Below are 13,920 nucleotides of genomic sequence, written 5' to 3' on the forward strand. Positions count from 1 at the left end.
GTTTATTGAACCCAGGTTTAATCATAAAAAAACTATATTATATGGTATTTAATATTCTTGGTTTATTGCCTGCTAAGAAGAAGTTAGTGATGTTTGAGAGTTTCTTGGGGAAGCAATATAGTGATAATCCACGGGCGATATATGAATATTTACGAAAAAATCACCCGGAGTATCAATTGTATTGGAGTATTGATAAGAAATACAATGAAACCTTTCAAGAATTAAACATTCCATACATCAATCGCTTTTCAATCAAATGGTTATTGAACATGCCGCGAGCAAAATATTGGGTTAGTAATACGAGAATGCCTTATTGGATTCAAAAGCCAAATCATACTATCTTTTTACAAACATGGCATGGAACTCCATTAAAGAAACTAGCTGCGGACATGGATGAAGTACATATGCCAGGAACAACCACCCAATCGTATAAAGAAAATTTCATTAAAGAAACGCGAAATTGGGATTATTTAGTTTCAGCGAATTCCTATTCTACTGATATTTTTAGAAGTGCATTTAAATTTGATAAAAAAATCTTAGAAACTGGATATCCGCGGAATGACGATTTAATGAACCTCAACAACGGTGATCATATTCGGAAACTAAAGGACAAGCTTGGAATACCGTTAGATAAGAAAATCATCCTTTATGCCCCTACCTGGCGTGATAATGAGTATTTTGAAAAAGGGCGCTACAAATTCACCTTGCATTTAGACCTTAAACAATTCCAAAGTGATCTGGGTGAGGAATATGTCGTCTTACTTCGAATGCATTATTTAATCGCCAATAAACTAGATATATCGGAATATCAGGGGTTTGCCTATGATTTTTCTACCTATCAGGATACACGCGAACTTTATTTAATCAGTGATCTCTTAATCACAGATTACTCATCTGTGTTTTTTGACTATTTATGCCTAAAGCGTCCGATCCTATTTTTTACTTACGATATTGAAAACTATCGAGATAAACTGAGAGGATTTTATTTCGATTTTGAAAAAAATGCGCCAGGGCCTTTAGTGAAAACAACTCAACAATTAATTGAGAACATTAAACAGCTAGAAAAATTAGATTTCCAACCGTCAGACTCCATTCATACATTCCATGAGAAGTTCTGCAGTCTTGAAAAAGGAATTTCAACGGAGAGAGTAGTAAAAAGTGTTTTTTTAGAAAGGGCAGCAGAATGAAATCATTATTTCAAATTATTAAAGACAATGTTACCAACTTTTATTTAATTATCCGCTTATCGCTATTTGAATTGAAGAGTAGTAATAGTAATCATTATTTGGGGATATTTTGGGAAGTGTTGAACCCGCTGATTTTAATCAGTATTTATTGGTTTGTATTTGGTTATGGAATTAGGGGGGGAGAGAAAGTAGGCGGAGTCTCCTTTCTACCATGGCTGATTTCTGGAATCACCGTTTGGTTTTTTATTTCGCAGGCTTTGCTCCAAGGGTCGAAATCTATTTATTCCAGAATTAAAATTATCGCAAAAATGAACTTTCCGATGAGTGTCATTCCTAGTTATGTTATCATGTCGTTGTTCTATCAACACCTGATCCTAGTAGGGATTGCGATGATTATATTAGCATTTTCCGGATACCTGCCTTCACTCTACTTTTTACAACTGCCCTATTTCATAGTAGCCAATATGTTATTATTACTATCGATTTCGTTGATTACTTCCACTTTATCTACGATTATTCGTGATGTACAGATGGTTGTCCAAGCAGTGGTTCGTGTGTTATTGTATTTAACGCCGATACTTTGGACGACTGAAAAGTTACCGGAAGTAATTAACAATGCATTAAAGATTAATCCCGTGTACTATATTATTGAAGGTTATCGTTCGGCCTTGTTGGGAACGAATTGGTATTTTATCGAAAATCCTCTCTATACTCTTTATTTTTGGGGATTGATCTTTCTATTATTACTAATCGGTTCAACGCTGCACATGAAGTTTAGACAGCGTTTTGTTGACTTTTTATAATCTATTGGAAGAAAAAAACAGAGATGCCGTCGGAATTTCCAGTAGTTTGTCAAAACGATGTATGTTATAATTAATTTTGTGAAAAAAAACAACCATTTAAAAATATATTTTTTTAATAGAGAAAAAAAGACATAGAAACGTAACGGGGGGAGAGGAAATCATGAAAAAAGTTCTTACGTATGGTACATTTGATTTACTTCATTGGGGACATATCAACTTACTACAACGCGCAAAGGAATTAGGAGATTACCTAGTTGTCGCGATTTCAACAGATGAGTTTAATGCAATCAAGAATAAAAAAGCATACCATAGTTTTGAAAATAGAAAAATGATTTTAGAAGCTATCCGTTATGTGGATGAAGTAATCCCAGAGAACACATGGGAGCAAAAGATTCAAGACGTTCAAAAACATGATATTGATGTTTTCGTTATGGGTGACGATTGGGAAGGAAAGTTTGATTTCTTAGAAGATCATTGTGAAGTAATCTACTTACCGAGAACAGTAGGAATTTCAACAACGAAAATCAAAAAAGAATTATTAGTTGCTAAATAAGTTCAAATTGCCTGAAATAACATTTCATAAGTAGGGTCATCTTTTGCTAAATGATGATTTATGGCTAGGGACAATGAGTCAAACTTTTTACGCCTTACGGCAATAAAAAGTTTGATAAATTGCCCTTTTTTTATTGAAAGGAAGACATACAATTTTTTCCATACCCTTCGATGCTGTATAAATAGTGGGATTTCAGCGAACTACAGCATCGAGTCTATTAGAGTAAGTTGCATATACTAAAATTAACAAAATGATGAGAGGTGCGGCATGAAGGTTTTAGAGCTGTTTTGGCATCCGACAGAACAAGTGGATTGTTCCTTATATGACTTAACGTATCAGGATGGCAAATTAAAGGTTGTTTTGAAATTTGATTACATAGAGGACTCGAAAGGAAAAATGTCTTTCCTTTTATCAGAAAGAACATCGAAGCAAGAGTTAAAATTCCCTGTGGCAGGGAATGGGAAGGGCGAGAGTAGCAGTTTATGGAATAGTGAAATTCCTATCCATCAACATCTTAATGCCTTTGGCAAGGGAATTTGGGATGCCTATCTCCTAATCGAAAAAGGTGGAAAAACAGAGCAAATCCGCATAAAAGATAAATTGAGTGAATCGATAGATGTTCCACCGTACTTTATCCAAAGTACGAATAAATCGTTTATTCCCTATTCAACGATTAAGGGGAATCTATCCTTTAAATGTGAAGTGAGTAAAGCGAATCTGAAAATCGAAAATATCATCCTTGAAGAAAATGGAACCTTAAAGCTAAATGGTTTCTTCCTAGTACCTTCTTGGAATGTGAACAAGGTAACAGACGTGAAAAAATCACTTTTATTCCGTTCAGGGAAAAACAGTGAAAAAGAGCTACCTCTCGAAAATAGTATTCGTGAAGATATAACGGCCTTTTATGGACAAGCAGGAATGAACTACGATTGGACTGGATTTGAAATTGAACTTGATTTTCAAGAGAACAACTTTGGAATAACCAATGGAAAATCAACAAAGCTGTTGATGAAAATTGAGCATGAAACATCGAGTATTACCCTGCCCATTGTGATTCCGACTACGATGATTTTTAATAAAAATGCCTCTATCCAAACACCTGAAGGCATTAAAAAAATCTTTCTTAATCAGGATAAAAAGGACGATAGCCTTTCGGTTCTTGTCACTAGAGATGAAATTCAAGCAGAAGTCGATACCATTTATTCCGATAACGGCGAAATCATCCTTAATGGTCGATTGATTACGACAAATGAAGATAAGTGGCAATCGTTAGACCATTGTAATCTGGTGATTAATAAAAGAGATACAAAAGAAGAGTATGAAATCAAGTTGAACTTAAATCAGTTCATTTTCTCTCATACATTTGTGATAAAAGAAATGCTAGAAAAAGGCTTGTTTACAGATGGAATTTGGGATTTGTATATTCGAGTGGAGAATAATTTATATCGCCTCGTCACTCGCTTAGACGGGATACCGAATAAACAAAAACTCATTACGATTCCACAGCAGCTGGCCGCCGATCAAGAGGGGAAATTGTTTGTTATAAAACCATACTATACCTTGCATGAAGAAGTGGCGATTTGGTCACGTGATTATCTAGCGACAAAATCAATCGACAAGGTGCTAATCGAGAACGGTATCTTAACAATAGCGGGCAAGTTAAACATTCAGCCTCCGAATGCAGATTTTCCAAGTGTGACAAAGGGTCATGTGACGATGAAAGGACTGTACGGTGCGAAATATGTACTGCCAGTTACCTGGACGTTAGAGAAAACAGGGAAAACAAAGCTAGAGTTTAACTTCACTGCTACTGTAGATTTAGCGGCAGAGGGCTTACTAGGGAGTAGTGATGAGCTTCTTCGCGATATTAATTTTGATTTAATCGCATGTGAAATTGACTTAGTAGATGGGATTGTACCGTTTACGATGAATATTGATCCCGCAAAAGTAATCGTAACGTTTGAGGATCAACTGAAACAGAATCCTAAATACAAGAATAAGGTAGCCCAATGGGGAAAACTCCTTTATCGAGTTTGCAACAAGTTATTACCGATTAACAGGAAGACGGCTATTTTCCAAAGTTTTCATGGAAAGAGTTATTCGGATAGTCCAAAGTATATTTACGAAGAAATACTTGCTGAGGGTCTCGAGATGAAGTCGGTTTGGGTACTGAACAATCTTAAGTCGGACTTACCGGGCAATCCGATCATTGTTAGACCAAATTCTCTTAAATATTACTATTATATGGCCATCGGTAAATTCTTTGTGAATAACGGGAACTTCCCTGATTTTTATCAAAAGCGTGAAGGCACGGTTCATTTACAAACATGGCACGGTACACCGTTAAAGAAGCTTGGGTTTGATATTGATCCAAACTCACCATCCTATGCCGAAAATACATCTCCTGCGCTGATAAAGCGAAATGAAAGATGGGATTATTTAATTGGACCAAATGAGTATACATCTAAAATCTTACAAAGAGCATTTTGCTTTAAAAAAGAAATGTTAGATGTGGGTTATCCTAGGAATGATATTTTCTATAAAGGAAACCTGAAAACTGAAGCAGATCTGATTAAGAAAAAACTAAATATCCCGACTGATAAAAAGGTCATTCTCTATGCTCCTACCTGGAGAGACTATGACTTCCATAATGGAAATCAACATAAGCCATACGAGTTTAAATTTGACTTGGATACGTTTAAGGAACGGTTTGGGGATGACCATGTATTGATTCTCAGACTGCATTACCGGGATGCGAGCCGAATCAAAATTCAAGGGTATGAAAACTTTGTCTATAATTTATCGAGCTATGACGATATACAAGAGCTGTACCTAATTTCGGATGTACTGATCACCGATTATTCATCGGTTATGTTTGATTATGCAAACCTAGATAGGCCGATTATCTTCTTCACCTACGATCTATCTCGATATGGATCCCAAGTCCGTGGATTTTATTTCGACTTCCAAAAGGAAGCACCAGGGCCAATTGTTTTGAAAGACGAACAGCTCTTTCATTCGATCGAAAACATCGAAAGAATTCAGAGCGTATACACAGAGAGATATCAGAATTTCAAAGAGAAATTCTGTCATTGGGAAGACGGAAATGCAGCCAAGCGGACGATAGAGGCTGTATTTAAGAAGCAATAATAATGGGCGAGTGAAGAAATGGGTTAGCGATAACTAATAGAGGCTATTGGTGCTCGTGGAAGTTGAAAAAAGAGGTAATTGGTAATTAGTGAGTGATATTGGTGCCTGTCGACGTGAATTTAGAGGGTCGAAGGGAATCATAGAGGGCTATTCGTGCCCGCCAAGGTGCAAAAACGTGGCTAGCGGTAACGAATAGAGGCTATTCGTGCTCGTCACCGTGAAAAAACAGAGCCAGCGGTAACTATTATTACCTGGATCGTGAATAGATGAAGGTAGAAGTAGTGCAGGAAAGGAGAGATAGTGTGAAGATTCGTTTCTTAGTTTTTGATATATACGGAATGGGCGGAACGGTTCGGACTGTATTAAATGTAACGAACTATCTGGCGCAGTCAGGATACGACATTGAAATCATTAGTGTATTTCGTTATCGGAAGGTACCGTTCTTTGAGATTGATCCACGAATCAAAGTAATTGTTCTGCACGATGTGGTGAGTAGAAGGAAAGACGATACCAGCAGAAAAACAAAGATGGCCAATAGGCTAGCAAAAATGAAAAGCAGGTTGATCCATCCAGATGATGAGGGGTTTCATTTCTTTTCGGTTTTAACAGATATCAAAATGTACAATTATTTAAAGACAATCGATTCAGGTATATTAGTCACGACGCGCCCAAGTTTTAATATCTTTGCTAGTAAGTTTAAAAACAAAGGTGTCGCCGTCATTGGTCAGGAGCATCTGAATTTCTCGATTTATCCAGATCGGTTAAAAGAATCAATTCTAAAACATTACATTCATCTAGATTATTTGGCTACGTTAACCGATGAAGATACAGAAGACTACAAAAAGCTGCTGGAAGGACCGGGCCGCAAAGTAAAGGTAAAGAAGATTACCAACTCGATTCCGCAATTACAAGGGGTTGTTTCTTCTTTGGAATCGAAAACAGTGATTGCCGCTGGCCGATTAGTGCCTCAGAAGGGCTTTGATTTATTAATCGAGGCATTCAAAATTGTCAACGAGCAGTATCCGGATTGGAAGTTGAAAATCTTTGGCGGCGGCCGTGAAAAAGAAAATCTTGAAAACCTCATTGAAAAAAACAAGCTTTATAATCATGTCATCCTCATGGGTCCTACGCAGCATATTGATGTCGAACTTTCGAAAGCTTCCATTTATGCTTTGAGTTCTCGTTTCGAAGGCTTTGGGATGGTTATTATTGAGGCGATGCAATGTGGTGTTCCGGTTGTCAGCTTTGACTGTCCAAAAGGACCGAGTGAAATTATTGATCATAATGTAGATGGTATCCTAGTAGAGGATGGCAATATAGAGGAATTTGCTAATTCGTTGATGGAATTAATGGGCAAAGAGGAAAAACGAAAAAGGTTCGCCCAAAAAGGGATTGAGAATGTAAAGAGATACGAGATTCAAAACATAGGTGAAATTTGGAAGGAAACCATTAATGAAATTTCCAGTAGTGTAAAAATAAAGTAACAGTATTCATATTTGGGGGTATAGTGAATGAAGGCAATCGTTATAGAGATGGATTTTAATAACGGGGTTTTTACCCTAAATGGTAGAGCGGAAGCTGAATTGACTGATTCGACTTCTTTGTGTTTGAGAAGAAGGGAAGTAGAACATGGATTAGAGTACCCCGAAGAGTTTCACTTTTCACTCGATCTCGAAGGGCAGCAGTTTAGCTTCGAAAAGGGTATGAATGAGCTTTTCCGTGGAATTCCGATTCAAAATGAGTATATTTGGGATCTATTTTTATTGGTGGAAGATACCTATATCAAGTTAGAAGTAGCTAACACACTTAACTTTACGGCTAAAGATTATGTCGTACTAGAAAATAAGTTGTTTAAAGTAAAACCTTATGTCACTGGTGAAAAAGGGGTATCATTTTACGCGCTTCAGAACAGTATTACAAGTGAAGCCGCTTTTGCTTCTTTTGTTCAAGGTGTTTTTGCTCTTTCCGTTCAAGTATCAAGCGGAGCTATCTCTGCTGATGAATGGGAAAACTATCGGATCAAGCTTTTAATTAAGAAAAGAGAGCAAGAAAAACTTTTTGAATACTATGAGACGAAAACCTTTGAACCTGTGGCTGGGACAAATCCGGCTGATTTTTCAATAGACTTAAATGCGTTATTCGAGAACGAAGTATTAAAGAAGAACGTGGTTTGGGATGTGTTCCTCGAAGTCATTTGCGAAGCGGGACTTAGCGTCGAAATGCCTTTGATGGCAGCGAATAACAAGAAATCTTTATATAACTTCTCATATTTTAACTTTACGCATAATGACTTGTTTAGAATCAAACCCTATGTCACAGGCAAGAACAATTTTGCTTTATTTATTCGGTCCAATGAAATTAACGCAAGCTTTACAGCTCTCCAATTCGAAAATAATCAACTCAATGTCGAAGGAGTCATCTCCTCTGGAGAATATGAGGTTCTAAATTTAAATGAATTGGAATCATTCTTAGTTTTTAAAAAGCGATTTGTAGTAGGGAGAGAATCTCAATATTTTACGGAAAAGGTTATTCCCTTGCAACTTCTAAATAATTACTTTAAAGCGGACCTCTCACTTTCTGAAACTTTCAAAGATGAGGTCATACGACATAGCGATGTTTGGGATATTTTTATCCGTGTAACGACACTTGCTGGAAGAACGATGGACGTAATGGTTACTCCAACCATTGAGCTGCAAAAGCAGACAATAGCTTATGAAGTTTTAGAAACGAATCCGTTATATAAATTTAAACCATATATTAATGGACAAGGCACGTATTCCTTCTATTTTATTGATTCGAATAAGAACCAAAAGGATGCAGTTAAGGTGGCGGTTTTGGGCTCGTGCTTCAGCCGTAATCCGTTCAATTCACAAAGTTATTTCAACCCAGGTTATAAGAAGAATTATTCCGTTGCTATGACACAGTTCCATTCTTCGTTAATTAGCATTATGGCGAATCCTTTTACGTTAGATGTTGATAAGCTTGATGATGTTTCAGATTATAATAAGCAGTTTATCGTGAACGATTTTGAGAAGAACTTCTTTGAGCTGTTAGAACAAACCAAGCCTGATTACCTCATTGTCGATCTATATGCGGATGCTTGTCGAGATGTGATCAAAATTGATGAAGAAACCTTTGTAAGTGCCAGTCTTGCATTAAGACAAAGTAAATACTTTAAGAACTTTGTTGAATATGAAGTCATCACCCATCATAACAACGATCAATACTTTGAACTTTGGACAAAGTATATGAGTAAGTTTACGGAGAAAATTAAAGAATACTTCCCAGAGGAACGTATCATTTTGAATATGGGCGGATTCACCTATCGGTATAAAGATACGGATGGATCTATCAAGAATTTCCCAAGGGAACATGTGATACAGAGAAATAATTACTTCTGGGATAAGCTTAATGCAACATTTATGCAAAATATTCCTGGATGTAAAGTCATGAATTTACGAGACACACCTTATATTGGTCAACATGATCATCCATTTGGAAACACATTCTCTCATTATCAATCCGGATATTACAAAGAATTTATGAATCGACTAAATAAAATGGTCTTACAGGACCTACAAAAAGAAGTAAAAATCGTTAAATAATTTTCTTGCTAAATGGGGGTTGATAATATGGAAAAGATAACGGTCATCGGTGCAGGAAGTTGGGGTACAGCCTTATCAATGGTGCTTGCTGATAATGAACATGAAGTCAGAATTTGGGGGAATTCACCTAAATCCATCGACGAAATCAACGAAAAGCATACAAATGAAAGCTATCTCCCATCGATTCAGCTCCCTGAAGGCATTAAGGGATATACGTCTCTAAAGGAAGCGCTGGATCAAGTAAATACCATTCTTCTGGTGGTTCCAACCAAAGCCATTCGTGAGGTGTTACAGCGTATCCGGGAGATAGCCGACACACCATTAACGATCATTCATGCCAGCAAAGGAATCGAACCTGAGACCGGTATGAGGCTCTCTGAAATCATTGAAGAGGATATGCCTAAAAATCTGATTAAAGATATTGTTGTATTGTCAGGTCCGAGCCATGCAGAAGAGGTGGCGCTGCGTCACCCGACTACGGTTACCGCTGCTTCAAAAAATATGGAAGCAGCTGAGGCAGTACAACAGTTATTTATGAACTCCTATTTCCGTGTGTATACCAACTCAGATGTACTTGGAGTAGAATTAGGCGGAGCGTTAAAAAATATCATTGCCTTAGGTGCAGGAATTAGTGATGGTCTTGGCTATGGGGATAACGCCAAAGCAGCCTTAATCACCAGAGGAATCGCTGAAATCACAAGGCTTGGATATGCCATGGGTGCAGATCCCCTCACGTTTATTGGCTTAACAGGGGTAGGAGACTTAATTGTCACTTGTACAAGCGTACACAGCCGTAACTGGCGTGCAGGGAACCTATTAGGGAAAGGTCATAACCTAGACGAAGTTCTCGAGAGTATGGGGATGATTGTTGAAGGGGTTCGAACCGCTGAAGCAGCCTATCATTTGGCAAAAAAATTAAAAGTGGACATGCCAATCACAAACGCCATCTACAATGTAGTCCATAATGGCAAATGTGCAAAAGATGCAGTGGATCTCTTGATGAATAGAACTGGGAAAGATGAAATCCCAGTCACCTTAACATAAACAAAATTCCCTTCAGGATATTAGTTTCTAGGAGCTAAAATACCTGATGGGCTTTTTTTATATAAAAAAGGTAATTGTGGATTTTGAGGTTGCGGAGAGATTGATTAGTGCCCGTCGCCGAGTAAATTGAGGGCGGAGGGGAATCATAGGGGGTTATTAGTGCCCGATGGCAAGTAATTTGAGGGTGGAAGGGAATCATAGAGGTCTATTAGTGCCCGCTGGTTGGTATTTTGAGGGTGAAGGGGAATCATAGAGCCGGATAACGCCATTGCAATTGCTTTTTCTAAAAGGTTGGTCATCAAAGATCTGCCTTTGGCAGACTAATGTAAAAATGTAACATAATTATCACTATATACATGTTTGAAAGCGTTAACAAAAGGGTGGTTATCTGTTATAATGGACTCAAGCAATACTAGTAATTTACAAAAACATAATAAAAATTTACTTATACTTTACAAGAACCCAACAATCCGTTAATCAACTGAGTGTAACATAATGATATAGCAAGAAATCGTTATCCGGTATAACTCGGTGTTTCTATTACTTTAATAATAGAAATCATACGGAAACCAAGGAGGCCATTTCAATGAAAAATTGGTTATATACAGAAAATACGATTTTAATAGCGGGTATGACGGAAGAAGGGCTACCGTTCTTTGAGAATAAGTTACAAGGCTGGAATGATGAAGAAGGAACAGATAAAGAGGATTTAGTCATTATTAATGCAGTAGTTTATGATGATGGTTCTGAAATGATTCTTAAGAATATATATACTTCTGAAGAGGCAATGGAGAACCCAGTCATTCGCGAGAAAAGTGAAGAGGTTGAACAGATTTTATTGCAAGAAGTTAATTTATGGATCAGTGGAATGAACTGATGGACGATATAAAAAGAAGAAGCTGATATCAAGGAGGGAGAACCCACCCCCCGATGATATCGGCTTTTTATTTTATCTTGCTTTTGTTTCCTGAGATTTCAACATCTTGATCTGGCCTTGATAGAAAAACTTTTGTTAGATCCTGCCCAATCCGCGAGACAAACGTATTGCCGGTGATTTGCCCCGACTTGGAATGAGCCCCAATCTCAATAACATGACTAGAATCCTTGCTGCCAGCAGCATTAAGGATATTATCCTCAATCATAAAATCTGTAGTATTTTGAAGTGAGATTCCATCTTTTCCAAAACGAGAAAGGGTATTTTTCGTAAAGGTTAACCCGGTGGTATAGCCTTGGAGTTGATAGCTACGATCAGGTTCCGAGGACTGTATCACGGTAGACGTAATATCCTCAAAATGATTATCAGAAACCTTACCATCACTCACAAAAGCTAACTCCATTCCTTTATAGGCATTGTTGATTGTATTATTGCTAATATCAACGTCGTTAACCCAACTTAGGAATATCGCAGGTCGCTGATGTTCACCTAGTTGATTGTTAAAGCGATTATCACGAATCTCGATCGACTCTATTTTCGATTCCTCTTTTTTGGTAGGCCACCCGACTGCATAAATCATTTCGCGAGATATATCTTCAAAGGTATTCCCTGTGATCAGCACATTGCTCCCTGATTGAGGGAGAGAGGTTTGAACTCCGTCAGCATTCTTGGAGGACTCTCCCTTTCCCGAGGGGTTTGAGAAAGCAATCCCGCGTGCGGATCGTAAAAAGGAATTATCCTGAATCGTGGTGTCCTTCCATTTAAATATCCGAATCCCGACAAACGTCATCCCATCAAATGTATTATTGGAAAGGGTGATGTCAGAATTGAATTGGTCATGCACCGACCCATGACTCCCAATGCCAACTGGCCATGCCGTCGTGCCCTTGGTTCCACTTGCCCCGAAATAGCAATTGCGAATCGTTACATTTTCGTTAGGAGTCCCATCAAATTCTCCAATTTGACTAAATCCAAGCTTGGTATGTTCGGACACTTGAATAGCTTCAGAAAAATAGCGAGAGTGATCCGCACTGGTATCTAGGAACCCAACAAATCTACTGTTTTCAATAAGAACATTTTTCGAGGAGTTTAAATCAATACCGTGATCATCGGCTACATCTCTTACTTCAATATTTCGAATCGTAACATTCTCAGCCCGGGCAATCCCTATCGCATTGAAAGCATCTGGATATTCGAGAACATTCCCGTCCCAGACTCCTCCTTCAATGGTGATATTGCCATTTCCGTTGTACCCTTCATACATATCCCCAGGGTCACCATTCACCAACATCGAATCATCATGGCTGCGAAGGAACACTACACCGTCTTTCAGCAACAAATGTGTATCCTGATAAATTCTTAGTGTTTGGGTTAGTTTATATGTTCCTTTAGGCACCACAACTTGAATGTGCCCTTGACCTTGCTTGGCAGCGTCTAAAGCCTTTTGGATAGCTGCTGTATCATTGTGAATACCATCGCCAATCGTACCATACTCACTTACATCAATTTTCCTATCGGGCTCTTCCCTGGTAAAATAAAACCCTACTACCAAAAGAATCACTATGATTCCAGCAACCATGAGCAGCGGTTTTTTATGTTGTTGAATCTGAAGCATAAATAAGACTTCCTTTACTCTTTCCTTATTGATTTACCATAGCACAATAAAAATAAAAAATCCCCTAATAATAGGGGACAAGTATGCAGCTTACTTCAAAACAGCTTCTTTTTCAAGTAACTCGTGTATGAAAGCTAATACATCATCGTGCAATTCTTCATCTTGTAAGGCAAATTCGATTGTCGTTTTGACAAAGCCAATCTTTTCTCCAACATCATAACGCTGTCCTTCAAAGTCATAGGCAAAGACGCGTTGAATGCTATTTAGTTTCTGAATCGCATCGGTTAGTTGGATTTCACCGCCAGCACCGGTCTCTGGGTTATCTAAGAACATAAAGATTTCTGGTGTTAGGACATAACGGCCCATAATCGCTAAGTTAGATGGAGCCGTTCCTGGTTTTGGTTTTTCGACAAAGTTATTTACTTGATAGCGGCGCCCTGTTTGAATGAGAGGGTCAATAATTCCATAACGATGTGTTTCGTTATCAGGAACCTGTTGAACACCAATCACCGATGAGTGAGTAGATTCATGTTCGTCAATTAATTGGCGCAGGCAAGGGGTATTGCTTTGGACAATATCGTCACCTAAGAGAACCGCAAAAGGCTCATCGCCAATGAAATTACGAGCACACCAGACAGCATGTCCAAGTCCTTTTGGTTCTTTTTGACGGATATAGTGAATGTCAGCTAAGTTAGAGGAGTATTGCACTTTGTTCAGTAAATCCGTTTTTCCTTTTTCTAATAAGTTTGCCTCAAGTTCAGAAGCAAAGTCAAAGTGATCTTCAATGGCTCTTTTTGATTTACCGGTAACGATAATGATATCTTCGATTCCTGAAGCAACAGCTTCTTCCACAATATATTGAATCGTTGGTTTATCGACAATGGGTAGCATTTCCTTTGGCATTGCTTTCGTAGCAGGTAAAAATCGTGTTCCTAAACCTGCTGCTGGAATAATCGCTTTACGTACTTTTTTCATTTAACTAGTCCCGCCCTTATCCTTTTTTACGTTCATATAAGTAGTTTACACAAA

Annotated in this window: 9 protein-coding genes and 1 pseudogene; 8 read left to right on the forward strand and 2 right to left on the reverse strand. The window is 37.9% G+C overall.

The features are described from left to right. Positions 1-20: 20 nt before the first annotated feature. The 8 genes and pseudogenes from QUG14_RS19740 to QUG14_RS19775 form a co-directional block, all read left to right on the forward strand. A pseudogene (locus tag QUG14_RS19740) lies at positions 21-1,187 on the forward strand (CDP-glycerol glycerophosphotransferase family protein); the annotation flags it as partial. Further along, positions 1,184-1,990, forward strand: a complete 807-nt coding sequence (locus QUG14_RS19745) for an ABC transporter permease (RefSeq protein ID WP_289342145.1) — start codon at positions 1,184-1,186, stop codon at positions 1,988-1,990. The pseudogene QUG14_RS19740 and the gene QUG14_RS19745, both read left to right, overlap by 4 nt. Positions 1,991-2,150: 160 nt before the next feature. After that, positions 2,151-2,543 (forward strand): glycerol-3-phosphate cytidylyltransferase, encoded by a 393-nt coding sequence (gene tagD, locus QUG14_RS19750; protein WP_289342146.1) that lies wholly within the window; start codon positions 2,151-2,153, stop codon positions 2,541-2,543. 267 nt (positions 2,544-2,810) lie between these two features. Further along, positions 2,811-5,693 carry a CDP-glycerol glycerophosphotransferase family protein gene (locus tag QUG14_RS19755; protein WP_289342147.1) on the forward strand — a complete coding sequence of 961 codons (2,883 nt, stop codon included), beginning with the start codon at positions 2,811-2,813 and terminating at the stop codon, positions 5,691-5,693. 302 nt (positions 5,694-5,995) lie between these two features. Further along, complete coding sequence (locus QUG14_RS19760) at positions 5,996-7,177, forward strand: glycosyltransferase family 4 protein (RefSeq protein WP_289342148.1); 1,182 nt, start codon at positions 5,996-5,998, stop codon at positions 7,175-7,177. Between the two features lie 27 nt (positions 7,178-7,204). Beyond that, positions 7,205-9,298, forward strand: coding sequence for a DUF6270 domain-containing protein (locus tag QUG14_RS19765; protein ID WP_289342149.1), 2,094 nt, complete (start codon positions 7,205-7,207; stop codon positions 9,296-9,298). A 27-nt stretch (positions 9,299-9,325) separates the two neighbouring features. Next, the gene (locus QUG14_RS19770) at positions 9,326-10,342 is read left to right on the forward strand and encodes an NAD(P)H-dependent glycerol-3-phosphate dehydrogenase (protein WP_289342150.1); all 1,017 of its coding nucleotides are present in this window, start codon (positions 9,326-9,328) and stop codon (positions 10,340-10,342) included. 586 nt (positions 10,343-10,928) lie between these two features. Then, entirely contained in the window at positions 10,929-11,219 is a 291-nt protein-coding gene (locus tag QUG14_RS19775) for a hypothetical protein (RefSeq protein ID WP_289342151.1), read from the forward strand. A 67-nt stretch (positions 11,220-11,286) separates the two neighbouring features. Here the strand turns inward: QUG14_RS19775 and QUG14_RS19780 are convergent, their stop codons facing one another. Both QUG14_RS19780 and galU read right to left on the reverse strand, forming a co-directional pair. Next, positions 11,287-12,891, reverse strand: coding sequence for a right-handed parallel beta-helix repeat-containing protein (locus QUG14_RS19780; RefSeq protein ID WP_289342152.1), 1,605 nt, complete (start codon positions 12,889-12,891; stop codon positions 11,287-11,289). Between the two features lie 90 nt (positions 12,892-12,981). After that, complete coding sequence (gene galU / locus QUG14_RS19785; RefSeq protein ID WP_289342153.1) at positions 12,982-13,866, reverse strand: UTP--glucose-1-phosphate uridylyltransferase GalU; 885 nt, start codon at positions 13,864-13,866, stop codon at positions 12,982-12,984. Positions 13,867-13,920 lie beyond the last annotated feature (54 nt).

This window comes from Neobacillus sp. CF12, assembly GCF_030348765.1.
Classification (GTDB): Bacteria; Bacillota; Bacilli; order Bacillales; family Cytobacillaceae; genus Neobacillus.